Here is a 24171-nt window from a genome sequence, read left to right as displayed (position 1 = left end):
GCGTCGAGCGGCGCCGTTGGCGCTTGCGGCGAGCGCAGCTGCCGGCGAAGTCGCCCGGCCCATGACATTTCCCCTCACGACCTAGAACCGGCGGGCCTGACCGCAACCAATCGCGGCATGGCCCGTACGCCCTTACGACCCGCGCTGTCACGACAGGCCGCGCCAAGAAAAACAAAAATTCTGGTCAGGGAGAACGCCTTTGGCGAAGCAGAACGGCAGCGCCACCGACAGCATTGTCGTGGTGCAGGCAAAGACCGACGGGCCGCGGCAAGCAGCCGACGAGATCGCGCGCCAATTGGCGGCGGCCGATCTCGCCATGCTCGTGGTGTTCGTGTCGCCGTTCTATGATCCGCAAGAATTCATTGCCGAGCTGTCGAGGCAGGTGCCCGACGTGCCGATCTTCGGCTGCACCACGGCCGGCGAACTGTCGCCCGGCGGCTGGGACGAGGACAGCGTCGTCGCGATGGGCTTCAACGCCGCCGATTTCGTCATCGCGGCCCGTCCGCTGTTCGATCTCGCGACATTCCGGGTCGATCACGGCCGCTCGATGTGCACCGAGTTGCAGAGCGAATTCGCGCAACGCACCGAGCATTGCGATCACACCGACGATTCCTTCGGGCTGCTCTTCATCGATGGCATGTGCCAGCGTGAGGAAACCATCATGTCGGCGATCTACGCATCGCTCGGCGACATTCCGGTGGTCGGCGGCTCCGCCGGCGACGGCCTGCGCTTCGAGAAGTCCTGGGTCTTCTACGGCGGCGAAGCCTTTACCGACGCGGCCGTCCTGATCCTGATCCGGACCCGGCTGCCGTTCCGCACGTTCAAGTGCGACCATTTCGAGCCGACCTCGACCAAGATGGTGGTGACCGAGGCGGACATCGAGCACCGTATCGTCAAGGAGTTGAATGCCGAGCCTGCCGCGCTGGAATATTCCCGCGCGGTCGGCCTCAGCGACAGCAAGCTCGAACTGTTCTCGTTTGCCGCGCATCCGGTCCTGGTCCGCGTCGGCGGCGCCTATTACGCGCGGTCGATCCAGCGGACCAATCCCGACGGGTCGCTGCAATTCTTCTGCGCGATCGACGAGGGAATGGTGCTGACGGTGGCGCGCGAGCGCGACCCGATCGACGTGACGAGCCGCCTGCTCCAGGAGCTGACCGAGGAGCTCGGCGAGGTCTCGATGTTCATCGGCTTCGAATGCGTGCTGCGCCGGCTCGATGTCGAGCAACGCCAGCTGTCGCGGGAGATGTCGGAGCTCTACCGCCGCAACAAAGTGATTGGCTTTCAGACCTATGGCGAGCAGTATCGCTCCATGCATGTCAACCAGACGCTGACCGGCATCGCCATCGGCAAGCGGGCCGTCGCGCCGCAATGACCGACAGCAAGACCACGCGCATTGCGGCCCTCGAACGCGAAGCCGAGAAGCTGCGCAAGATCAACGCGGCGCTGATGTCGCGCGTCGAACGTTCGACCGACCAGCAGCTCAACGCCTTTTCTCTGTTCGAGACCGCAATTGCGCTGGATCAGCAGGTGCGCGACCGCACCCAGCAGCTCAAGCAGGCGCTGCAATCGCTGGAAAAGACCAACGGACGCCTGCTGCAGGCCAAGCAGCAGGCCGAGGCAGCAAGCTCGCTGAAATCATCGGTGCTGGTTTCGGTGACGCACGACCTGTTGCAGCCGCTCAATGCGGCGCGGCTGACACTGTCCGCGCTGGCCGAGATGGCCAACGAGCCCAAGAGCGGCGCGCTGACCGACCAGATCGACCGTTCGCTGGCGACGCTCGAGGACATGTTGCGGACGCTGCTCGACATCTCGAAGCTCGATGCCGGCGTGCTCAGGCCCGAATTCGGCCCGGTCGCAATCGCCTCGCTGTTCGAGCCGCTGCAGCAGGAATTCGTGGCAACCGCCGCCAAGCGCAACCTCGGCTTCCGGATCATGCCGTCGTCGGCGGTGGTTCGCTCCGATCCGCTGATGCTGCGCCGGATCCTGCAGAACCTTGTGGCCAATGCGCTGCGCTACACCCAGCGCGGCACCGTGCTGATGGGATGCCGCCTCAAGGGCGACGACATCTGCATCGAGGTGCATGACACCGGGCCGGGCATCCCGGAAGCCCAACGCGAAGCCATCTTCGTCGAGTTTCAGCGCGGCGACGCCGGCGCCGGCGACAAGGCAGGTATCGGGCTCGGTCTTTCGATCGTGCGCCGGTTTGCCGACCTGCTCGGCCACAACATCAGGCTGAGTTCGCGCGCCGGCAAGGGCTCGGTGTTCTCGGTCACCGTGCCCCGCACCCTGGATCCGGTTGCGATCCCGGTACGCGAACAGGCCAGCGTCGACTATCGCTACGGCGGCATGGAGGGCGCGAAGATCCTGCTGATCGAGAACGACCTCTCGAGCGCCGAGGGCCTTGCCCATCTGCTGGAGAAATGGGGCTGCGACGTCGCCGTGACGATCTCCAAGACCGAGGCGCTCGAGCGCATCCACGCGCTGGACGGCATCCCCGACGCCATCATCGCCGACCTGCACCTCGACAATGGCGAGACCGGCATCCAGGCCGTCGACGTGATCCGCGGCGAGATCAACGCCAAGGTTCCGGCGATCATCGTGACCGCCGACTACTCGGCCAAGGCCGCCTCCGACGTCTCGGCCTTTGGCCACGAATTGCTGAAGAAGCCGATCAAGCCCGCCGAGATGCGCTCGCTGCTGTCGTTCCTGCTGGCGGCGGAGCAGTCGAGCGCGCGGCTATGATCAGAGCGTTTTCGAGTGAAGTGGATACCGGTTCGCGTGAAGAAAACGCGTCAAGATAAAAACCTAGAGCCCCGTTCCGATTCCATCGGAACGGGAAAGGCTCTAGTCGCTATGCGACGGCGGCGAGGCCGTCACCGGCGCGTGGTCGTGCTTGCCGAAATCCAGTTTCGACAGCGCGATGATGGCCTCGGTCCGGCTGCGCACGCCGAGCTTCCGCAGGATCTCCGAGACGTGCACCTTCACGGTGGTGACCGAGATGTCGAGCTGATAGGCGATGTGCTTGTTCTGCAGGCCGCGGCAGATCATGTCGAGCACGCGAAGCTGCTGCGCGGTGAACTGGCCGAGCTGCTGCACCAGTTGCTTGGTGTCGGCCTGGCCCTTCCGTGCGGCCGCCGAATCGCGGAAACGGGTCGGCAAGCACACCTCGCCTTCGAGAATGCCGCGCAGCAGGCGCGCCAGCTCGAGCTTCGGCGTCGACTTCGGAATGAATCCGGAAATGCCGAGCGAGATGGCGCCGCCGATGATCCGGGAATCGTCATGCGCCGACACGATCACGAGTGCGCTGCGCGGGGCGGCGGCACGCACCCGGTAGGCGCCGAGCAGGCCCGTGGTTCCTGGCATCGACAGATCGAGCAGGATCAGATCGAGGCCGTCGCGCGCGGCGATCACGTCGAGCGCGCCATCGATCGAGGTCGCCTGCAGAACTTCGGCGTCGGGAAACTCGGCCCCGATCACACCGATCAGGGCGGCACGGAACAGCGGGTGATCCTCGACGATCAGCAGTCGAGGCGCACCCGCCTTGTCGAGCGGCGGCTCGTCCGCCAGGGGCGCGATCGTGGTCAATGCTGCGCCGTCCTCCCTCGGATGCTCATGACAGCCATTGTGCGCACGACGTTATCTCAAAGCCGATCGTCAGCCTATAGGCGGATAGTCAAGGCGCCCGCCTCGCAGTGCAGCAAGCTAGGGTGCCTTCTCTGCCTTCGCTCCCGCGCAGGCGTCAGGAACCGGGAGCGGAATCTTGCCGAGCTCGATGATCGCCTTGTTGCGGCTGAACAGCTTCAGCTTGCGCAGGATCTCGGTGACATGCGCCTTCACCGTGGATTCCGCCAGCCTGAGCTCGGAAGCGATCTCGCGGTTCTGCAGGCCGCGGATGATCAGGTGCAGCACGCGAATTTGCTGCGGCGTCAGCTTCTGGATCCGCTCGCGCAGCGTCCGCGCCGTCTCGGACTGATCCAGTGCGCCGACCGCAACAAAATCCCGCGGCGCCGAGACCGATCCGCTTAGCACGCGGGCGATCGCCTGCGACAGCTCGCCGAGCGAGGTTGACTTCGGCAGATAGCCGACCGCGCCCATTTCCAGCGCCTCACGGATGGTGTGCTTGTCCTCCTCGCTCGAGACGATGGCGATCGGTAGCCGCGGATAGCGATCCCTGATCTTCTGGAAGCCGGAGAAGCCGACGACGTCGGGCAGCAGCAGATCGAGCAGCGCGAGGTCGATATTCGGCTCGCTGGCGAGGATGCCTAGCGCCCCCTTGATCGACGTGGCCTCATAGATCCGGGCATCGGGATGCGAGATGCGGATGGCGTTGCCAAGCGCCTCCCCAAACAGGGGGTGATCGTCGATGATCAGGAACCCCATCATGAGGACCCTCGCACTGCTCGAGGCTTTTCCGTTCCGATTGAATCGGAACGGGGCTCTCGACTCATGTTCTGACGCGTTTTCTTCACACGAACCGGTATCCACTTCGCTTGAAAACGCTTCTATTGCGGATCGCAGCAGCTAGTTCGACCCGCCGGTATCCTGCACACTCTGCAGATAGGCATATACGTTTCTGAGCTCGTCGTCGCTGAAGACGTCCTTCCAGGCCGGCATGCCCTTGGCTGGCCGCCCGTCATGGACCGTCTTCCAGAATGTCTGTTCCATGTCGTCAGCATAGCGCTTCTTGAGCAGCCTGAGATCGATCTTTCGCTCGGCCTGCACCGCGTCCGGACCGTGGCAATGGGCGCAGGTGCCGTTGAAGACCTCCCGCCCCGCCGTGGCGTCGCCTTTGGCATCCCCTTTGGTATCTCCGGCGGTTGCAGCGGTCTGGACCGGTTTCTCGGCCGAAGTCGCCTGCCCGACCGTGACGGGTTCGCTGGCTCCGACGGACGACGTCGTCGCCCGGTCTGCCTGGCCGAACTTCACCGGAGCGCCGTTCGGCACGCCGTATTTGGCAAACAGGGCGGAAATCTCCGGCTGCAGCGAGGGCAGCACAGCGTCGACTTCATCGCGCAGCGCGCCGGACGCCTTGGCGAAGCCGATCGCGGTCGCCCAGAGCAGGCCGTCGCCCTCGGTCGACACGATCTGGTACTTGTCGCCATAGCTGGTCTTGTTGAGCCACCCCGCCACCGGCGCCCAGATGAAGGCGATGTCCGCCTTGCCCTGTTCGAGGGCCGCCATGCCCTCCTCCGGGCTGAGCACGGTGACTTTCTCGATGTCGTCACGCAGCGCGAGCAGGTTCTGCGGCGTCGATTGATACTGCACCGCAACCCGCAATCCCTTGAGGTTGTCGATGCCGGCGAGCTTGCGATCCTTCGCGCGATCCTTGGCGCCGACCAGCGCATAGCCCTTATGGGCGATCGGCTTCGAGAAGATCACCGCCGGGCCCATGAAATCGTCGACCAGCGGCAGGCCGACCATGGCGTCGCACCGCTTGCTGAGCAGCGTCTCCCGCACGGTGCGCTTGCCGAAATAGGACTTGTACCAATTGGTGCTCACGGTGCGGCCGAGCTTTTGCGCCACCGCCTGGCCGATCTCGAGATAGAGGCCGGGCTTGCCCGGGTCGTCGCTCGAAAACGGCAGATTGGTCGGGTCGGCGCAAAGCCGCAGCGGCGGTTTTGTCTCGTCGGCGCCGGCCGCCAGGGCCGGCACCATCAGCAGGGCGGAGAGCAGCACGGTCCGGATTGCATGTTCCAGCCGCGTGGTGCGCGAGGGGGTGCGCAGTTCGTTTCGGGCGATGCAGGACACGGACAATGCTGCCTCCTTGACGATCGTTATTGCAGGGCGAACACGAACAGCGAGCCGCCTTCGGGCGCCGCGGCGACCATCTTCTTGCCGATGTCACCGAGGAAAGCCGGCAGCGCGGCAGTGCGTCCGACCACGATCGCGACATATTGCTTGCCGTCGACCGAATAGGTCACTGGACCCGCGCCGATGCCGCTGCCGAGGTTCTTGCTCCACACCACCTTGCCGTTCTTGGCATCGATGGCGCGGAAGTCGCCGTGCAGATTGCCGGAGAACACCAAGTTGCCGCCCGTCGTCAGCGTACCGCCGTTGAAGGGCAGGTCTTCCTTGATGCTCCACACCTTCTTGTTGGCGACCGGATCCCAGGCCACGAGTTCGCCGAGGAAGCCGCCGGGGCCTTCCTTGGTCGGGAATTCGGCGCCGAGATAGAACACGCCGCGCTTGTAGTTCACGTCGCTGACCGACCAGTCCATGCAGACGTTGTTGGTCGGGATGTAGACGAGGCCGGTCTGCGGGTTGAACGACATCGGTTGCCAGTTCTTGCCGCCGATCAGGTTCGGGCAGATGTCCTTGGCGGGATGGCCGGGGCCCGGACGCTTGTCCGGATCCTCTTCCGCCCGCATCGTGTTGATATCCCACTTCTTGGCCCAGTTGGCGAAGACGTACTTCTCGGCCGAGATCATCTTGCCGGTCTCGCGGTTGGCCACGAAGAAGAAGCCGTTGCGGTCCGCCTTCATCAAAACCGGCGTCTCGCTGCCCTTGATCTTGAGGTCGGCGAGCAGCAGTTCGTTGACGCCGTCATAATCCCAGGCGTCGGCCGGCGTGCCCTGAATGTGCCACTTGATCTTGCCGGTGTTGGGATCGATTGCCAGCGTCGAGGCGGTGTAGAGGTTGGTCAGCTTGCCGAAATTGCCGTCGCCGGTGGAGCGCACGCCGGTATTCCACGGTCCCGGATTGCTGGTACCCCAGTAGACGGTGTCGGACTTGGCGTCGTAGGAGCCGACCAGCCAGGCGGCGCCGCCGCCATGCAGCCCGGTGTCGCCCTTCCAGGTGTCGCTGCCGGGTTCGCCCGGCGCCGGCACCGTGAAGGTCTGCCAGAGCAGCTTGCCATCCTTGAGCGAGAAGGCCTGCAACGAGCCGCGGACGCCGTATTCGCCGCCGCCGAAGCCGGTGATCACCTTGTCGCGGACGATGAGCGGCGGTGAGGTGATGACCGAGCCCTGCTTGTAGTCGACGACGGTCGAGGTCCAGAGCTCCTTGCCGGTCTCGGCATCGAGCGCGGTCAGCTTGCCGTCGAGCCGGCCGACGAAGATCTTGCCGTCGGCATAGGACACGCCGCGGTTATTGACGTCGCAGCAGGCGTATTGCAGCACATCGTCAGGAATATCGGGCTGCCAGGTCCATTTGCGCGCGCCGGTCGCGGCATCGACTGCATAGACGTATTTCGGCCCCCACGACGTCGACACATACAGCGTCTTGCCGATCACCAGCGGCGACGACTCATTGGAGCGCAGCGAGGCCAGCGACAGCGAATAGACCAGCTGCAGCTTGCCCGCGTTCTCGGAATTGATCTGCTTCAGGGGGCTGAAGCGCGTATTGCCGTAGTCGTGGCCGGCGATCGCCCATCCGTTCGGATCGGACGCCGCCTTCACGACGGAATCATTGGCTTTCGACGCGCCAATGCTTGCCATCACCATGGCGACCAGCGACACACCGGCAAAGAAAATCCCGCTCCTCAGCTTCATTGGCTTCCTCCAATATGGTTTCGTTGCCGCGATGGATGCATCGCGCGCGCGGATCGATACCCAATTTCATGAACCAGCGATCTTCTGTCGCTGCGTCGGCGATGAAAATGACAGCAACGCTTTTGCGTCGTTATAGGCGGAAGGTAGTAGCAATCGCGGCGGCGATTTTGGCGCGCCGTAGCACCATCAGCCTGCCGAAAACCGCTTGCACTGCGGGGTGATTTCACCGCGCCGGAGCATGCTCCCGGCAGCTTGCAAATTGCCCATTGAACGGCTGCCTGCTAGGATCGGAAGTACAGCCCGGCGCCTTCACGACAGGGCCGCACCTACGACTTTGATCGCGGTTACGTCCCATATGAAGCGTGGTCTACTGGGCCCATAACGAAGCTATTGGGAGAAACGCGTGTCTACAGTCAAACTGACGGTAAACGGCAGGGCGGTTTCGGTCGACGTCGAGGACCGAACCCTCCTCGTGCATCTCTTGCGCGAAAACCTCAACCTCACCGGCACCCATGTCGGCTGCGATACCAGCCAGTGCGGCGCCTGCGTCGTCCATGTCGATGGGCGGGCGGTCAAATCCTGCACCATGCTGGCCGGCCAGGCCGCGGGCTCCAATGTCACCACGATCGAAGGCCTCGCCAAGGGCGACGAGCTGCACCCGATGCAGGCGGCGTTCCGCGACAATCACGGCCTGCAGTGCGGCTATTGCACCCCCGGCATGATCATGTCCGCGGTCGATATCGTGCACCGTCATGGTGGCAAGCTCGATGAGGAAACGGTCCGCCACGAGCTCGAAGGCAACATCTGCCGCTGCACCGGCTACCACAACATCGTCAAGGCGGTGCTCGACGCCGCCGGCCGCATGAAGGTCGCGCAGGCCGCCGAATAGCCGGCCCACGCAGTACACACGATCAAGCTCATCACCGCCGGTCTCGATGGAAACGGCGGCAAATCGAATCTCCGTCGGGAGGACTAGACTATGGGTGTTGAAGGAATTGGCGCACGCGTCGTGCGCAAGGAAGATCGCCGGTTCATTACCGGCCAGGGACGTTACGTCGACGACGTCAAAATGGTGGGCATGAGCTACGCTCACTTCATCCGCAGCCCGCACGCACATGCCAAGGTCAAGGGCATCAACTCCGCCGAGGCCATGAAGATGCCCGGCGTGATCGCGGTGCTGACCGGACAGCAGATCGTCGACGACAAGGTCGGCAATCTGATCTGCGGCTGGGCGATCACCTCGAAGGACGGTTCGCCGATGAAAATGGGCGCGTGGCCGGCGATGGCGCCGGAGACCGTGCGCTTTGTCGGACAGGCGGTCGCGGTCGTGATCGCCGAGACAAAGAACCAGGCCAAGGACGCGGCCGAAGCCGTCGTCGTCGACTATGAAGAGCTTCCCGCGGTGGCCGACGTCAGGGCCGCGATCAAGTCGGGCGCACCGCAACTGCATCCCGAAGCCCCCGGCAACATCGTCTATGACTGGCACATCGGCGACGAGGCCGCGGTCGGCGACGCCTTCAGCAAGGCCGCCAACGTGGTGACGCTCGAGCTCACCAACAACCGCCTGGTGCCGAACGCGATGGAGCCGCGCGCGGCGATCGCGCAATATGACCAGGCCGAAGAGCACTACACGCTCTACACCACGTCGCAGAATCCGCACGTCGCCCGCCTCGTGCTGTCGGCGTTCTACAACATCGCGCCCGAGCACAAGCTGCGCGTAATCGCACCCGACGTCGGCGGCGGCTTCGGCTCCAAGATCTACATCTATCCGGAAGAGATGGTGGCGCTGTGGGCGTCGAAGAAGGTCAACCGCCCGGTGAAGTGGACCGGCGACCGTTCGGAGGCCTTCCTCACCGACGCGCATGGCCGCGACCACGTCTCGAAGGCGGAGATGGCGTTCGACAAGGACAACAAGATCCTTGGCCTGCGGGTGAAGACCCACGCCAATTTCGGCGCCTATATGTCGCTGTTCTCCTCGGCGGTGCCGACCTATCTCTACGCGACGCTGCTGTCGGGCCAGTATGTGATCCCGGCGATCTACGCCGAGGTGATCGGCGTCTACACCAACACCACGCCGGTCGACGCCTATCGCGGCGCCGGCCGTCCCGAGGCGAGCTATCTGCTCGAGCGGATGATGGAGACGGCGGCGCGGCAGCTGAAGGTCGACCCGACCGAGCTGCGCAAGAAGAACTTCATCAACGCGTTCCCGTATCAGACGCCTGTGATCATGGCGTATGATGTCGGCGACTTCCACGCCTCGATCGATGCCGCGATGAAGGCAATCGACTATGCCGGCTTCCCGGCCCGCAAGGCCAAGGCGAAAGCCAGTGGCAAGCTGCGCGGCATCGGCGTCTCCTGCTACATCGAGGCCTGCGGCATCGCGCCGTCGAAGGCGGTCGGCAGCCTCGGCGCCGGCGTCGGTCTGTGGGAATCGGCGGAGATCCGCGTCAATCCGGTCGGCACCATCGAGGTGCTCACCGGCTCGCACAGCCACGGCCAGGGCCACGAGACGACGTTCTGCCAGATCATCGCAGAGCGGCTCGGCGTGCCGATCAGCCAGGTCTCGATCGTCCATGGCGACACCGACAAGGTGCAGTTCGGCATGGGCACCTACGGCTCGCGCTCGATCGCGGTCGGCGGTGCGGCGATCGTGAAGGCGATGGAGAAGGTCGAAGCCAAGGCGAAGAAGATCGCGGCGCACGCGCTCGAAGCGTCCGAGAGCGACATCGTGATCGAGAACGGCGAGTTCAAGGTCACCGGCACCGACAAGGCGATCGCGCTGCCGATGGTCGCGCTCGCGGCTTACACCGCGCACAACCTGCCTGACGGCATGGAGCCCGGCCTGAAGGAGACGGCGTTCTACGACCCGACCAACTTCACCTTCCCGGCCGGCGCCTATATCTGCGAGCTCGAGGTCGATCCCGGCACCGGCAAGACCACCTTCGTCGACTTCGTGGCAGCCGACGATTTCGGCCGGCTGATCAACCCGATGATTGTCGAGGGCCAGGTTCACGGCGGCCTTGCGCAGGGCATCGGCCAGGCGCTGCTCGAGGGCGCGATCTATGACGACACCGGTCAGCTCGTGACCGCGTCGTTCATGGATTACACCATGCCGCGCGCCGACGACCTGCCGTCGTTCCAGCTCTCCCACACCACGACGCTGTGTCCGGGCAACCCGCTCGGCGTCAAGGGCTGCGGCGAAGCCGGCGCGATCGGCGCCTCTGCTGCCGTGATCAACGCGATCACGGACGCCATCGGCAACAACAAGCTGGAAATGCCGGCGACGCCCGATCGCGTCTGGCACGCCATTCACGGTTGAGGAGGATACGATGTACGAGACCACTTATCACCGCGCATCCTCGATTGACGATGCCGTGGCGCAGTTCGCCAAGGGCACGGAGTCCAAGTTCCTGTCCGGCGGACAGACCTTGCTCCCCGTGATGAAGCAGCGCCTTGCTGCGCCATCCGATGTGATCGACGTCGCCAAGATCAAGGACATGATCGGCATCGACGTGTCCGGCGACACCGTCACCATCAAGGCCGCGACCACGCATTATGACGTGGCGCAAAGCGACGCCGTGCAGAAGGCGATCCCGGCGCTTGCCAATCTGGCGTCGATGATCGGCGATCCCGCCGTGCGCTATCGCGGCACGATCGGCGGCTCGCTCGCCAACAACGATCCGGCGGCGGACTATCCGGCGGCGGTGCTGGCACTCGCCGCGACGATCAAGACCAACAAGCGGTCGATCGCGGCGGATGATTTCTTCAAGGGCCTGTTCACGACGGCACTCGAGGATGGCGAGATCATCACGCAGGTCGCGTTCCCGATCCCGGCCAAGGCCGGTTATGCCAAGTTTCCGAACCCGGCCTCGCGCTTCGCCCTGACTGGCGTGTTCGTCGCCAAGACCAAGTCGGGTGACGTCCGCGTCACCGCGACCGGTGCATCGCAAAGCGGCGTCATGCGGGTGGGGCCGATCGAGCAGGCGCTGAAGGCGAACTGGGCGGCTTCGGCACTCGACAGCGTCACGATCGCGGCGAGCGGCCTGCTCGCCGACATCCACGGCTCGGCGGACTACCGCGCGAACCTGGTGAAGGTGATGGGACAGCGGGCGGTGACTGCCGCCGGCTGATAGCGCCTAAACACAAGTCGAGCGGCGGCGCGCAGCGATGCGCGCCGTTCGCGTTTTACTGGCGGCTCGTTTTACCGGCGCTTCGGGGCAAAAGACCCTTGCCACATCGCGCGTTCGGCGAGACAATTTAGCTAATCAGCTAATTAAAAATACCGTCCCACGGACGGCTGGGAGAACGCATGACATTCGGCACCAAGCCAGCCGTAAGCACCTCAGCCGCATAACGCCCACAACGAACGGATAACAACGTGCTCGATAAACCTGCCTCCCAAACCGCCGCTCGCACCTCGGGCCCGCTCTCCGGCTTCCGCATCGTCGAATTCGCCGGCATCGGCCCCGGCCCGTTCGCCTGCATGCTGCTCGCCGATATGGGTGCCGAGGTCATCACCCTCGATCGGGTCGGCGCCGGCAAGAATTTGAAGGCGGTGGCAACCCGCGGCCGCAAGGTCATCGAGCTCGATCTCAAGAACAAGGCGGCGATCGCTGAAGTGCTCGACCTGCTCAGCCATGCCGATGCGCTGATCGAAGGCTTCCGCCCCGGCGTGATGGAGCGTCTCGGTCTCGGCCCGGACGTCGTGCTGGCGCGCAATCCGAAGCTGGTCTTCGGACGCATGACCGGCTGGGGCCAGGAAGGCCCGCTGGCGAACGCCGCCGGCCACGACATCAACTACATCTCGATCACAGGCGCACTCGCCGCGATTGGCACCAAGGAGAAGCCGGTGCCGCCGCTCAATCTGGTCGGCGATTTCGGCGGCGGCGCGCTGTATCTCGTGGTCGGCGTGCTCGCAGCGCTCCTGGAAGCGCAGAAGTCCGGCAAGGGCCAGGTGGTCGACACCGCGATGTGCGACGGCGCGGCCTCGCTGATGTCGATGTTCTACGACATGCGCGCGCAGGGCCGCTGGAGCGGCGGCCGCGACCAGAACTTCCTGGACGGCGGCGCGCATTTCTACGGCGTCTACGAATGCTCCTGCGGCAACTTCATCTCGATCGGCTCGATCGAACCGCAGTTCTACGCGCTGCTGCGCAAGCATGCCGACCTGACCGACGCCGACTTCGACGCCCAGATGGACCGCAAGGCCTGGCCGGCGCTGAAGGAGAAGCTGACCAAGGTGTTCAAGGGCAAGTCGCGCGCGGACTGGTGCACAATCATGGAAGGCACCGACATCTGTTTCGCGCCGATCCTCACCATGGAGGAAGCGCCCGACCATCCGCACATGGCGGCGCGCCAGGTGTTCGTCGAACGCCACGGCGTCACCCAGCCCGCACCCGCGCCGCGGTTCTCGCGCACGCCGTCCGCGATCCGCGAGCCGGAGCTGGCTGATATCGGGGATGTGACGAGTGCATGGAAGACGGGAAAATAGCCTCGCTGTCGTCCCGGCCAAGCGAAGCGCGAGCCGGGACCCATAACCACGAAACGTGATTATGACGCACGATCGTTCCGCGGGACTACCACCCGATCCACTCGATCAATTCCACGGTATGGGTCCCGGCGTTCGCCGGGACGACACCTGTTGGCTGTGCGCTAGCGTCGCACTCCTACGACGTCTTCAAGCCGCGTGATCGACCTTGAGCACACCGCGGCGGATCTGGTCTTCCTCGATCGATTCGAACAGCGCCTTGAAGTTGCCTTCGCCAAAACCGTCGTCGCCCTTGCGCTGGATGAACTCGAAGAAGATCGGCCCGATCGCATTCGCCGAGAAGATCTGCAGCAGCACCTTGGTCTGGCCGCCGTCGACGACGCCCTCGCCGTCGATCAGGATGCCGTTGGTCTTAAGCCGCGCCACGTCCTCGCCATGCTGCGGCAGGCGGGCATCGATCCGCTCGAAATAGGTCTCGGGCGGCGACGGCATGAACGGCAGGCCGTCCGCGCGCAGCGTCTCGACCGTCGAATAGATATCGCGCGCGCCGCAGGCGATGTGCTGGATGCCCTCGCCGTGATAAATGTTGAGATATTCCTCGATCTGCCCGGAATCGCCGGCATCCTCATTGATCGGAATCCGGATCTTGCCGTCCGGGCTGGTCAGCGCGCGGGAGAACAGGCCGGACGCGCGGCCCTCGATGTCGAAGAAGCGGATCTGGCGGAAGTTGAACAGCTTCGCATAGAAGCCGGTCCAGACATCCATCCGGCCGCGATGGACGTTGTGGGTGAGGTGATCGACGTAATACAGGCCCGAGCCTGCGGGACGTGGATTCTCCGCCCCTAACCACTCGAACTCGGCATCATAGGCCGAACCCTTGGCGCCGTAGCGGTCGACGAAATACAACAGGCTGCCGCCGATGCCCTTGATCGCGGGCACATCGAGCGTCTTCTCCGCGGACGACACATCCGCCGGCTCCGCGCCGAGCGCGATCGCGCGCTCATAGGCGAGCTTCGCATCGACCACGCGGAACGCCATCGACGGCGCGCAGGGTCCGTGCGCGGCGACGAAGTTGAAGCCGTGACTGCCCGGCTCCTCATTGACGAGATAGTTGATGTCGCCCTGGCGATAGACCGTGATCTTCTTGGTGGTGTGGCGGGCGACCGCGACAAAGCCCATCAGCTTGAACAGGGCATGCAGCTCGCCGGGGTTGGGGTGGGCATATTCGACGAACTCGAAGCCGTCGGTGCCCATCGGGTTCTCAGTGCTGATTTCGGCCGGCGGCGCATCGTGCGGAAACGGACCCATGACGGTAACTCCCTGATTTGTCTGGAGATCAGTTTCCGTCACCTGCTGCGCAACGTGCGTGCAAAATGGCCCCTGATTTGCTAGAATCGCGCACGATCCGTGCATGAAATGGACCATTTGCGCATGCCAGACGTCGATGCCTTCGACCTCAAAATGCTCGCCGCGCTGCAGGACGACGGCCGGCTGACCAACCAGCAGCTCGCCGACCTGGTCGGGCTCTCCGCCTCGCAATGCTCGCGGCGACGGATGCGGCTGGAGGAGGAGAAGGTGATTTCCGGCTACCACGCCGACCTTGCCGGCGAGGCGCTCGGCTTCGGCCTGATCGCGTTCATCCACATCACGCTTGCGACCCACTCGCCCGACAACGCCAAGCGGTTTCGCGAGCTGGTCAACCGCGTCGACGACATCCAGGAGGCCTATGCACTGACCGGCGACGCCGATTACGTGCTGAAGGTAATGCTGCGCGATCTGAAGAGCCTGTCCGACATCGTCAACAACGTGCTGATGCCGCACCAGAGCGTGGCGCATGTGCGCTCATCGATCGTGCTCGACCGCCTGAAGGAGAGCACCAAGCTGCCGCTGAAATCACTGCCGACCTGACCTGGCGCAAATCGAGGGAATTCCGTCATTCGCTTTCCCGGCCCGATTTGCGATCATTCCTCCAACATCCCCGAGAGAGGCGACCATGGCGCTGCAGCTGCGACCGAACTGCGAATATTGCGACAAGGACCTGCCACCGAGCGCGCTGGAGGCGCGGATCTGTTCGTACGAATGCACGTTCTGTGCGGATTGTGCGGAGACCAAGCTCGGTAATGTCTGCCCGAACTGCGGCGGCGGTTTTGCACCGCGGCCGATCCGCCCGGCCAAGCCGTGGCGGGCGGGTGTCTGCACCGTGAACCAGCCGCCGTCGGACAAGCGGGTGCATCTGAAATACAGCCTCGAGGACTGCGCGACGAATACGGCGCGGCTGAGGGATGTCAGGCCTGAGGAGCGGTAAGTTTCCTCTCGTCATTGCGAGCGAAGCGAAGCAATCCATCCTTCCCCGCACGAGCACAGATGGATTGCTTCGTCGCTTCGCTCCTCGCAATGACAGTCCCGTTGCTTGGGCTCCCTCCCCCTGCAAGGGGGAGGGTGGGGTGGGGGTCAAGCCGCGGGCACTGGCACGCGTGGTAAGACCAGATCCCCACCCGGTTTGCTGCGCAAACCGACCTCCCCTTTTCAAGGGGAGGTGAAGCGGCGCGAGCTACTCCGCCGCGACGATCGTGGCCTCGACCTCACCGAAGCCGACGCGATAGCCGTCGCCCTGGCACCAGCCGCGCATCACAAGCGAGTCGCCATTTTCGAGGAACGAGCGCGTCACGCCGCCGCTAAGCTCGACCGGCTCGGTGCCGTTCCAGCTGATTTCCAGGAGGCTGCCGCGCTGATGCTTTTCGGGACCGGAGATCGTGCCGGACCCTAAGAGATCGCCGACATTCATCGCGCAGCCGCTCGAGGCATGGTGCACCAGTTGCTGCACCGACGACCAGTACATGTATTTGAAGTTGGTGCTGCAGATCGTCTTCGCTTCGTTCATCGCACCGGCGCGCAGCGCGACGTCGAGCTGCAAGTCGTAATTGTTCGGCTGGGTCTGCTTGAGATAGGCCAGCGGCTCCGGCTGCTGCGCCGGGCCCTGCATGCGGAACGGCTCCAGCGCCTCGCGCGTCACCACCCACGGGCTGATCGAGGTCGCGAACGCCTTGGCCTGGAACGGGCCGAGCGGCACATACTCCCATTGCTGGATGTCGCGCGCGCTCCAGTCGTTGAGAATGACGAAGCCGAAAATCATCTCCTCGGCCTGCTTCTCGGTGAGTATCTCGCCCATCGGCGAGGCCTGGCCAACCACCACGCCCATCTCGAGCTCGAAGTCGAGCCGCTTGCAGGGGCCGAAGCTCGGCACCTCCGCGGTCGGCGGCTTCAGCTGGCCGCGCGGCCGCCGCACCTTGGTGCCACTTACCACCACGGTCGAGGCGCGGCCGTTGTAGCCGATCGGCATGTGCAGCCAGTTCGGCTGCAGTGCATTGTCCTTGCCGCGGAACATGACGCCGACATTGGTGGCGTGCTCCTTCGACGAATAGAAATCGGTATAGCCCGAGACGGCAAACGGCATGTGCAGCCGCACGTCAGCCGTCGGCACCAGCGCCCGCGCCCGCAACTCCCTGTTGTCGCGCAGCTCCGGATGATCGGCGCTCAACAGCTCGCTAATCCGCGCCCGCGTCGCCGACCACACCTTCGGCCCGAGCGCCATGAAGGCGTTGAGTGACGGCTGCGAGAACACGCCAAGCGGCCCGACATCGAGCCGCGAGTCCTGCTCGAGCTCCCAGAGGTCGAGCACATAGTCGCCGATCGCAACGCCGACGCGCGGCGCGAGGCCGTCCTTCGACGAGAACACGCCGTAGGGCAGGTTCTGGATCGGGAAGTCCGAAGTGGGCGCGATGTCGATGAAGGAGCGAAGCTTTGGGTCATTGGGGTGGGGCATGATCTCGTCCCTGAAATGGTCGGATACTATTTCTGTCGTCATTCCGGGATGCGCCGTCAGGCGCAGGCCCGGAATCCATAACCACGATCGTGAGTATGGATTCCGGGCTCATCGCTTCGCGATGCCCCGGAATGACGGGGAGTTGTGTTTACGGCTTGTTCGGGTCGAACTTCTTCTCCAACCCCTTCCAGCAATCCGAGTAGTCATCCTGCAGCGTCGATGACGTCGCGGCGTGCTGCGTCACGCGCTGCGGGAAGCGGGTCTCGAACATGAAGGCCATCGTGCCGGTCAGCTTCACCGGCTTGAGCTCGCTCGTGCTCGCATGCTCGAAGGCTTCGCGGTCGGGACCGTGCGGCAGCATCATGTTGTGCAGCGAGATGCCGCCGGGCACGAAGCCTTGCGGCTTGGCATCGTAGACGCCGTAGATCAGCCCCATGAACTCCGACATGATGTTCATGTGGTACCACGGCGGGCGGAAGGTGTTGTCAGCCACCATCCATCGCTCCGGGAAAATCACGAAGTCGATGTTCGCGGTGCCGGCAGTCTCCGACGGTGAGGTCAATACCGTGAAGATCGACGGATCGGGATGATCGAACGCGATCGCGCCGACCGGCGAGAAGGTGCGCAGGTCGTATTTGTACGGCGCGTAATTGCCGTGCCAGGCGACCACGTCGATCGGCGAATGCGGCAACGTGGTCTTGAACAGCGCGCCGCCCCACTTCACGTAGAGCTCGGTCGGGGTGTCCTTGTCCTCATAGCTAGCCACCGGCGTCAGGAAGTCGCGCGAATTGGCCAGGCAGTTGGCGCCGATCGGGCCGCGCTCCGGCAGCGTGAACGCGCCGCCGTAATTCTCACAGAGATAGCCGCGCGCCGGGCCATTCGGAATCTCGACGCGGAATTTGACGCCGCGCGGGATCACCACGATCTCGCCCGGCTCGGCATCGATGCGGCCGAATTCGGTGACGAGGCGCAGATTGCCCTGCTGCAGCACGAACATCATCTCGCCATCGGCATTGTAGAAATGCTGATCGACCATCGATTTGGTGATGAGATAGATGTGCGCCGCCATGCCGGCCTGGGTATTCGCGTCACCGGCCGTAGTCATGGTCTGCACGCCCTGCAGGAAGGTCATGTCCTGCTTCGGGATCGGCGCCGGGTCCCAGCGCAGCTGCGCGATCGGCATGTCGTATTCGTGACACGGCGCGGTGCGCCACAGCCCGGCATCGGCCTTGGCGAAACGGCCGGAGTGCCGCACCGACGGGCGAATGCGGTAGAGCCAGGAGCGCTCATTGGTGCCGCGCGGCGCCGTGAACGGCGAGCCCGACAGTTGTTCGGCATAGAGCCCATAGGGGCAGCGCTGCGGCGAGTTGCGCCCCATCGGCAGCGCGCCGGGCAACGCTTCGGTCTCAAAGCTGTTGCCGAACCCGGACATGTAGCCAGGCGTGACTTGCCCCGAGCTGCGAACGATCTGATCAGGTGAGGTATTGATGTTCATCATGATCCTCCTTGCAGGGCGGCCCACATTTCCTGGTCGCGCTTGTCGGTCCAGATCACGGGATCGTCGATCCCGGACGCCTCGTCATAGGCGCGCGAAACGTTGAACGGCAGGCAGTGCTCGTAGATCGCAAACTTCGAGAATTTCGGATCCATCACCTCGCGGGTCGCCGCCATCGATTCCTTCAAGCTGCGGCCCTTGGCGACCGAGGATTCGGCGGCACCATAGAGCGTGGTGACGAAATCGCGGGTCATCGCGATCGCATCGCGGCCGGTCTCGAGACCCTTCAGCGCATCGCCGCGGCCCGGCGCGATCGCCTTCGGATTGAAGGCGCGGATCTCGTTCAACGTCATCGGCCATTCGCGCAAATGCGCATCGCCGCAATAGCAGGCCGAGTGGTACTCTATGAGATCGCCTGAGAACATCACCTCGGCATCCGGCACCCAGGCGACGATATCGCCCGAGGTATGGCCGGCGCCGAGTTGCATCAGCCGCACCTCGCGCTTGCCGAGATAGATTGACATCTCGCCCTCGAAGGTCAGCGTCGGCCAGGTCAGCCCGGGAATGCTCGCCGCGTCCTGAAACAGCCGCGGGAAGCGGCCATATTCGGAATCCCAGTCCTGCTGGCCGCGCTCCTGGATCAGGCGATAGGTCTCCTGCGAGGCAACGATGCCCTGCGCGTGATAGGCGGAGGCTCCGAGCACGCGCACCGCGTGATAATGCGACAGCACGACATATTTGATCGGCTTGTCGGTGACGGTCTTGACCCGCTCGATCACCTTGTTGGCCATCGCGGGCGTCGCCTGCGCGTCGAACACCAGGCAGCCGTCGTCGCCGACGATGACGGCGGTGTTGGGATCGCCCTCGGCGGTGAAGGCGTAGAGATCGGTGCCGATCTCGGAGAAGGTGACTTTCTTCTCCGCGAGATCCGTTGTCGATGCAAAACCTTTGGCCATCAGTTCAATCCTGTCCGTTTGATCAGTGCTATTGTTGTTGCTGTTGTTGCTGCTGGCTCGCGTCCAGCGTCCGCCGCTTCGCCAGCGCGATCGCCTCGCGCAGCACGTCGAGATCGCCGATGTGGTTGGCGAGCACCAGAACCAGCGCGGCATCGAGATCGGCGCTCTGCGCCTCGGTGAGGCCGCGATGCGCCTCGACGATGGCGCGGAAGGCGTCATCGGGTTTAGCGAAGTTCGAACTGGTCGACAGCGCCATCGCAAAATCCTCAGTTCAGGCCGGATGCGCGCGCCAGCGCCGCATCGAGTGCCGGCCGTTCTGCGTTCCGGAAGCGCGCCGCGACATAGCCGTCCGGCCGCAGCAGATAGGCGGAGCCGGGCTCGGCATCGTAGCGCTTGCCGGCAAGGCCCTGCGCATCGACCAGCCCGCCCTCGCCGCCAACGCGGATCGTACCGACGCCGTCAGGGACATCGACAGCCGCGCCATTACCAAACTCCAGCAGCGTGAAACGCGTTCCCTGCTTGATGAAAACCTCGGTCAGATAGCTGGAACCGCCGCCTTGCTCGGTCACCGGCGCGTCCACCATCGAGGCGCCCGGCCGCGGGCCGCCGCGCCAGCTGTCGCGATCGCCACTCGACAGCGGCGTGTCGTAGACCGACGGCACCGACAGCCGGCCGCCATTGACCATGCGCTTGCCGAACTCGGTATCTTTGGCGAGCGACAGCACCGTTTCGCGCAGCCGCGCCTCCTGCCGGGTCACCGGCGCCATGAAATCGGTCGAGCGGGTGGACTCGCGGATGTTCTCGTCCGCCGCCGCGCTGCGCTCGATGTGATAGGTCTCCAGCAAGCCTTCCGGCGACAGCCGGCGCAACACGCGATCGAGCTTCCACGCCAGATTCTCGGCATCCTCGAGCCCGGAATTGGCGCCGCGTGCGCCGAACGGCGAGACCTGGTGCGCGGAATCGCCGGCGAAGATCACGCGGCCGTGGATGAACTTGGCCATCCGGCGGCACTGGAACTTGTAGAGCGAGATCCATTCGAATTCAAACTTGTCATGCCCGAGCATGCGCTCGATCCGCGGCCGCACGTTCTCGGGCTGCTTCTCGGCCACCGGATCGGCATCCGGGTTGAGCTGCAGATCGATCCGCCAGATATCGTCCGGCTGCTTGTGCAGCAGCGCCGAACGTCCCGCATGGAACGGCGGATCGAACCAGAACCAGCGCTCGGTCGGGAACGCCGCTGTCATCTTGACGTCGGCGATCAGGAACTGGTCCTCGAACACCTGCCCCGCAAAGTCCGCACCGACCATCTGCCGCAGCGAGGAACGGGCGCCGTCGCAGGCGACGACGAAGGAGGCGTGCACCTGGTACGCGCCCTCAGGCGTAGCGATGGTCAACGCGACGCCATCGTTGCGGCTGTCCAGCGCGATCACCTTATTACGCCAGCGCAGATCGATTTCAGGCAGCTGCTCGACCCGGTCGACCAGATAGGCCTCGGCGTAGAACTGCTGCAGATTGATGAAGGCGGGCCGCTTGTGGCCCTCCTCGGGCAGCAGATTGAACTGGTAGAGCTGCGAGGCGCCATGGAAGATCTTGCCGACGCTCCACACCACGCCCTTTTCGACCATGCGGTCGCCGACGCCGAGGCGGTCCCAGAATTCCAGCGAGCGCTTCGAGAAGCAGATCGCGCGCGAGCCTTCGCCGATCCGGTCGGCATCGTCGAGCAGCACCACGCGCTGGCCGCGCTGCGCGAGATCGATCGCGAGCGACAATCCCACCGGTCCGGCGCCGACCACCACGACCGGATGCTCCGCGACGTTGGCGCCCGACCGCTCCTGGTCGGGATGACGGCGATAGCCGAACTGGGTTTTGGCCTGTGCCGTATTGGCTGGTGCCATTGCGTGACCCTGATTGCGTGACCCTGGATGTTCCCTGGCGCCGCCGGCCCTTTTTGTAGCTTGGGCTGCGGCTTGTGTGACCGGTTTGCGACCGGGACCTTGCGGGCCGGGCGCGACCTTGCTAAATTAGTCTCACTTGCAACTATCTTAAACTCCCAGTCGGACCCGCCGTCAACTCAAATTGGAGGAATTTTTGGCCAGGACCTCTGCAAGCCAGCCTCCAGCCCGGCCACGCAGCGCCGTGGAAGCGGACGCGCGCGACAATGTCGCGCCAACCAAGAAGCGCCTCGACCTCTTCCACTTCATGCCGTTCCGCCTGAACCGGCTGGCGGCCGAGGTGTCCTCGGCGCTGTCGAGCGAATACCAGGCGCGGTACGGCCTCGACATTCCGGAATGGCGCGTGCTCGCGACGCTCGGTTTCCGCAGCGATCCCTGCAGCGCGCAATACATCGCGCATTGCACCCGCACGCATAAATCCACCATCAGTCGCGCGGTCTCGGCGCTGATGGAGCGCGAGGTCGTCGAGCGCGTCGAGAACGCGGACGACCGCCGCGAATTCCGCCTGCGCCTGACCAAAAAGGGCCAGGTACTCTACGAAGAGCTGATCCCGCGCCTGCTGCGCAAGGAGCAGGAGATCTTGTCCTGCCTCTCCGCGCAGGAACGCCGCGATCTCGCCCGCCTGCTCGGCAAGGTCGAGACCAGCCTCGAGCTGGTACAAACCAGCGAAGAGGCCGACGCCAAGGACGTGTATTAGCCTCACACTCCGCCGTCGTCCTGGCGAAAGCCAGGACCCATACGCCGCGGCCGGTGTTGTGGACGCGACTCGTCGTTCCTGCGAAGCACAACGAGTGACATCTGTGGTTATGGGTCCTGGCTTTCGCCAGGACGACGCTGAGGCTGGCTGCGCGCCCCAACGCAGCACTAACTCGCCCCGCGCAGCTCCATCTACCTGTCATTCCGGGGCGTGCGCAGCACGAACCCGGAATCCATTCATCCATGAAACGTGCGGGCCGATGGATTCCGGGCTCTCGCTTCGCGAGCCCCGGAATTACGACGGGGGGAGCTACGCCCGATCGATATGTTTCGCGATGACCGGGAAATAATTGTCCTTCGATCCCTTGTCGATCGCTTCCTGCAGTACCGTGCCGATCAGCTCCGCGCCGCGGATCTTGATGCCGGCGTCGGCGGCGAGCTCGAGCGCATAGGACAGATCCTTCAGCGCATATTCGGTCGAGAACGCGCGCTCCGGAAACACGCAGGGCACGATCGCCTTCATGCCGTGGTTGCGCAGCGCAAAGCTGTCGGCCGAGCCCTTCGACAGGGTTTCCAGCAAGAGCTTCGGATCGACGCCATTGTGTTTCGCCACAGCGACGGCCTCGGCCAACGCGTTCACCGTCTCGAACAGCACCATGTTGTTGAGGATCTTGGTCACCTGCCCCGCGCCGACGTCGCCGCAATTGGTGACGTCGGTGGCAAAGCAGCGGATCAAGGGCTCGATCGCGGCATAGAGCGCGGGCACCGCGCCGACCATCACGCTGAGCGTGCCGTCCTGCGCCGCCTGCCGGGTGCGCGCGATCGGCGCGTCGGCCCAGGCTGCGCCCTTGGCCTGCAATTGCCCGGCGAAGTCGCGGGTCTGGCTGACCGAAGAGGTGCCGAGATCGACCACGACCTGGCCGCTTCTGATGTTCTTTAGGATGCCGTCGCCCTCGAACACCGCGCGCACGTGCTTGGCGCTCGGCAGACAGAGGAACAGCACATCGCTCTGCTTGATGACATCGGCGACCGAGCCGGCAATCTCGGCGCCGTCGGCGCGCAGACGCTGCAGCGGCTCAGTCGACAGGTCGAACACGATAACGCGCTTGCCGCTCTTCTTGACCAGGTTGCGGCAAATCGGCTCACCCATTACGCCGAGGCCGATGAATCCGAGGGTCTTGTATTCAGTCATATCGCTTCTTCTTTTCGCTTCTTCTTTTTGACGTTTCTTGACGTGTTGCGGATGCGCCTCGCGCAGCTCGGCAAGGCTATTTCGCGAACGATCGCGACGGAGCCAGATGCAGCGCGAACGCATCGACCTTGTCGCTGGCGCGCGGATAGATCTCGCTGACGATCGGATCGTGGCCCGGGATGAAGCGGTCGGGATGACCGGCAAGCCGCTCGACGGTCTCCCAGCCCTGCGCCATGTCGCCGACATTGTAGACAATCGGGAACGGGCTGCGCTTGTGCAGGTTCGCGTAATAATGCGCGGCGTCCGACGCCAGCACGACCGGCCCGCGCGCGGTCTCGACCCGGACCACCTGCAAGCCGTCAGAATGGCCGCCGACGCGATGCACGGTCACGCCGGGCGCGATCTCGCCGTCGCCGGAATGGAAGGTGACGCGCTCGCCATACACGTGCCGCACCATCTGCGTGACGTGCTCGATCGAGAACGGATGGCGCAGCATGCCGTTGCACATGCAGCGGCCGGTCGCGTAGCTCATCTCGCGTTCCTGCAGATGGAATTTGGCATTCGGGAAGCGATCCAGATTGCCCGCATGATCGTAATGCAGATGGGTGACGATGACGTCGCGGATCGCATCGGCGCTGACGCCGAAGCCGGCCAGCGCATCGACCGGGTTGAGCGTCAGCTTGCGGGCGCGCGCCTTGGCCTCCTCGGCGTTGAAGCCGGTGTCGACCAGGATGTCGCGGCCGTGGCCACGGATCAGCCAGACGAAATAATCGAGATCCTGCGCCGTGGTGTCGTGCGGATCGGGCACCAGGAAGTTGAGGTGAGGCGTGCGCGGCGACATCGTCGCATAGCGCAGGGCGTAGATTTCGTAGGCGTTTCCCATCGGTTTCGCTCTTGTTGGCAGGACTTGTTTTGAACGGGTTGTTCTTGATTGGCTTGGCGTCCCGACCACAAAGCCATCGCCTCGCGCAAAGGTCAAACCGCGCGGCGTGCGACGAGCGCATGACAGGACGGCCGCAGCCTCTGTGAATGCAATCACACTATCCGGTCGCAGGAACCTGCACCATGCCACGGAGGCG

The 24171-nt window shown here is 64.3% G+C and carries 21 protein-coding genes; 9 read left to right on the top strand and 12 right to left on the bottom strand.

The window, feature by feature from the left end:
* Positions 1–199 precede the first annotated feature (199 nt).
* Both ACVIGB_RS33630 and ACVIGB_RS33625 read left to right on the top strand, forming a co-directional pair.
* Positions 200–1372, top strand: coding sequence for an FIST N-terminal domain-containing protein (locus ACVIGB_RS33630; protein ID WP_092121940.1), 1173 nt, complete (start codon positions 200–202; stop codon positions 1370–1372).
* Complete coding sequence (locus ACVIGB_RS33625) at positions 1369–2742, top strand: ATP-binding response regulator (RefSeq protein ID WP_092121937.1); 1374 nt, start codon at positions 1369–1371, stop codon at positions 2740–2742. Before ACVIGB_RS33630 ends, ACVIGB_RS33625 begins: the two co-directional genes overlap by 4 nt.
* A 102-nt stretch (positions 2743–2844) precedes the next feature.
* Here the strand turns inward: ACVIGB_RS33625 and ACVIGB_RS33620 are convergent, their stop codons facing one another.
* The 4 genes from ACVIGB_RS33620 to ACVIGB_RS33605 all read right to left on the bottom strand — a co-directional run bounded on the left by ACVIGB_RS33620 (position 2845) and on the right by ACVIGB_RS33605 (position 7490).
* Positions 2845–3585: a LuxR C-terminal-related transcriptional regulator gene (locus tag ACVIGB_RS33620; RefSeq protein ID WP_456719440.1), complete on the bottom strand. Its 741-nt coding sequence runs from the start codon at positions 3583–3585 to the stop codon at positions 2845–2847.
* A 117-nt stretch (positions 3586–3702) separates the two neighbouring features.
* Complete coding sequence (locus ACVIGB_RS33615; RefSeq protein WP_456719441.1) at positions 3703–4383, bottom strand: response regulator; 681 nt, start codon at positions 4381–4383, stop codon at positions 3703–3705.
* 138 nt (positions 4384–4521) lie between these two features.
* Positions 4522–5748 (bottom strand): c-type cytochrome, encoded by a 1227-nt coding sequence (locus tag ACVIGB_RS33610; protein WP_456725020.1) that lies wholly within the window; start codon positions 5746–5748, stop codon positions 4522–4524.
* A 26-nt stretch (positions 5749–5774) separates the two neighbouring features.
* Entirely contained in the window at positions 5775–7490 is a 1716-nt protein-coding gene (locus ACVIGB_RS33605; RefSeq protein ID WP_092121926.1) for a PQQ-dependent dehydrogenase, methanol/ethanol family, read from the bottom strand.
* 403 nt (positions 7491–7893) lie between these two features.
* Between ACVIGB_RS33605 and ACVIGB_RS33600 the strand changes: the two genes are divergently transcribed.
* The 4 genes from ACVIGB_RS33600 to ACVIGB_RS33585 all read left to right on the top strand — a co-directional run bounded on the left by ACVIGB_RS33600 (position 7894) and on the right by ACVIGB_RS33585 (position 12981).
* Complete coding sequence (locus ACVIGB_RS33600; protein WP_097675807.1) at positions 7894–8379, top strand: (2Fe-2S)-binding protein; 486 nt, start codon at positions 7894–7896, stop codon at positions 8377–8379.
* A gap of 90 nt (positions 8380–8469) precedes the next feature.
* The gene (locus ACVIGB_RS33595; protein WP_456719442.1) at positions 8470–10809 is read left to right on the top strand and encodes a xanthine dehydrogenase family protein molybdopterin-binding subunit; all 2340 of its coding nucleotides are present in this window, start codon (positions 8470–8472) and stop codon (positions 10807–10809) included.
* 10 nt (positions 10810–10819) lie between these two features.
* Positions 10820–11620, top strand: coding sequence for an FAD binding domain-containing protein (locus ACVIGB_RS33590; protein ID WP_456719443.1), 801 nt, complete (start codon positions 10820–10822; stop codon positions 11618–11620).
* Positions 11621–11868: 248 nt separating this feature from the next.
* Positions 11869–12981: a CaiB/BaiF CoA transferase family protein gene (locus tag ACVIGB_RS33585; RefSeq protein ID WP_456719444.1), complete on the top strand. Its 1113-nt coding sequence runs from the start codon at positions 11869–11871 to the stop codon at positions 12979–12981.
* Positions 12982–13167: 186 nt separating this feature from the next.
* Here the strand turns inward: ACVIGB_RS33585 and hppD are convergent, their stop codons facing one another.
* Positions 13168–14286 carry a 4-hydroxyphenylpyruvate dioxygenase gene (gene hppD / locus ACVIGB_RS33580; protein ID WP_456719445.1) on the bottom strand — a complete coding sequence of 373 codons (1119 nt, stop codon included), beginning with the start codon at positions 14284–14286 and terminating at the stop codon, positions 13168–13170.
* Between the two features lie 123 nt (positions 14287–14409).
* Here hppD and ACVIGB_RS33575 point away from each other — a divergent pair, with 123 nt between their 5' ends.
* Together ACVIGB_RS33575 and ACVIGB_RS33570 are read left to right on the top strand one after the other, a co-directional pair.
* Positions 14410–14886, top strand: a complete 477-nt coding sequence (locus ACVIGB_RS33575) for an Lrp/AsnC family transcriptional regulator (protein ID WP_212316585.1) — start codon at positions 14410–14412, stop codon at positions 14884–14886.
* An 85-nt stretch (positions 14887–14971) separates the two neighbouring features.
* Complete coding sequence (locus ACVIGB_RS33570; protein WP_456719446.1) at positions 14972–15283, top strand: DUF1272 domain-containing protein; 312 nt, start codon at positions 14972–14974, stop codon at positions 15281–15283.
* A gap of 246 nt (positions 15284–15529) precedes the next feature.
* Here ACVIGB_RS33570 and fahA read toward each other — a convergent pair whose 3' ends face one another.
* The 5 genes from fahA to ACVIGB_RS33545 all read right to left on the bottom strand — a co-directional run bounded on the left by fahA (position 15530) and on the right by ACVIGB_RS33545 (position 21147).
* Positions 15530–16801 carry a fumarylacetoacetase gene (gene fahA / locus ACVIGB_RS33565; RefSeq protein WP_456719447.1) on the bottom strand — a complete coding sequence of 424 codons (1272 nt, stop codon included), beginning with the start codon at positions 16799–16801 and terminating at the stop codon, positions 15530–15532.
* A 148-nt stretch (positions 16802–16949) separates the two neighbouring features.
* Positions 16950–18296: a homogentisate 1,2-dioxygenase gene (hmgA, locus tag ACVIGB_RS33560; protein ID WP_456719448.1), complete on the bottom strand. Its 1347-nt coding sequence runs from the start codon at positions 18294–18296 to the stop codon at positions 16950–16952.
* Positions 18296–19252 carry an MBL fold metallo-hydrolase gene (locus ACVIGB_RS33555; RefSeq protein WP_092121897.1) on the bottom strand — a complete coding sequence of 319 codons (957 nt, stop codon included), beginning with the start codon at positions 19250–19252 and terminating at the stop codon, positions 18296–18298. Before ACVIGB_RS33555 ends, hmgA begins: the two co-directional genes overlap by 1 nt.
* A 28-nt stretch (positions 19253–19280) precedes the next feature.
* Positions 19281–19508 carry a DUF2783 domain-containing protein gene (locus ACVIGB_RS33550; protein ID WP_092121894.1) on the bottom strand — a complete coding sequence of 76 codons (228 nt, stop codon included), beginning with the start codon at positions 19506–19508 and terminating at the stop codon, positions 19281–19283.
* Positions 19509–19518: 10 nt separating this feature from the next.
* On the bottom strand, positions 19519–21147 hold the full coding sequence (locus ACVIGB_RS33545; protein ID WP_456719449.1) for an FAD-dependent oxidoreductase: 1629 nt from the start codon (positions 21145–21147) through the stop codon (positions 19519–19521).
* A 193-nt stretch (positions 21148–21340) separates the two neighbouring features.
* Here ACVIGB_RS33545 and ACVIGB_RS33540 point away from each other — a divergent pair, with 193 nt between their 5' ends.
* Positions 21341–21901 carry a MarR family winged helix-turn-helix transcriptional regulator gene (locus ACVIGB_RS33540; RefSeq protein ID WP_456719450.1) on the top strand — a complete coding sequence of 187 codons (561 nt, stop codon included), beginning with the start codon at positions 21341–21343 and terminating at the stop codon, positions 21899–21901.
* A gap of 309 nt (positions 21902–22210) precedes the next feature.
* Here the strand turns inward: ACVIGB_RS33540 and ACVIGB_RS33535 are convergent, their stop codons facing one another.
* Both ACVIGB_RS33535 and ACVIGB_RS33530 read right to left on the bottom strand, forming a co-directional pair.
* The gene (locus ACVIGB_RS33535; RefSeq protein WP_456719451.1) at positions 22211–23215 is read right to left on the bottom strand and encodes an NAD(P)-dependent oxidoreductase; all 1005 of its coding nucleotides are present in this window, start codon (positions 23213–23215) and stop codon (positions 22211–22213) included.
* A complete protein-coding gene (locus ACVIGB_RS33530; RefSeq protein WP_050401745.1) occupies positions 23169–23975 on the bottom strand; it encodes an N-acyl homoserine lactonase family protein in 807 nt (268 codons plus the stop codon). The genes ACVIGB_RS33535 and ACVIGB_RS33530 overlap by 47 nt, the downstream gene beginning before the upstream one ends.
* Between the last annotated feature and the right edge of the window lie 196 nt (positions 23976–24171).

The organism is Bradyrhizobium sp. USDA 4341, from assembly GCF_054063755.1.
Note: the sequence above shows the minus strand (reverse complement) of the source record. Positions and strands in the feature narration are given on the sequence as shown.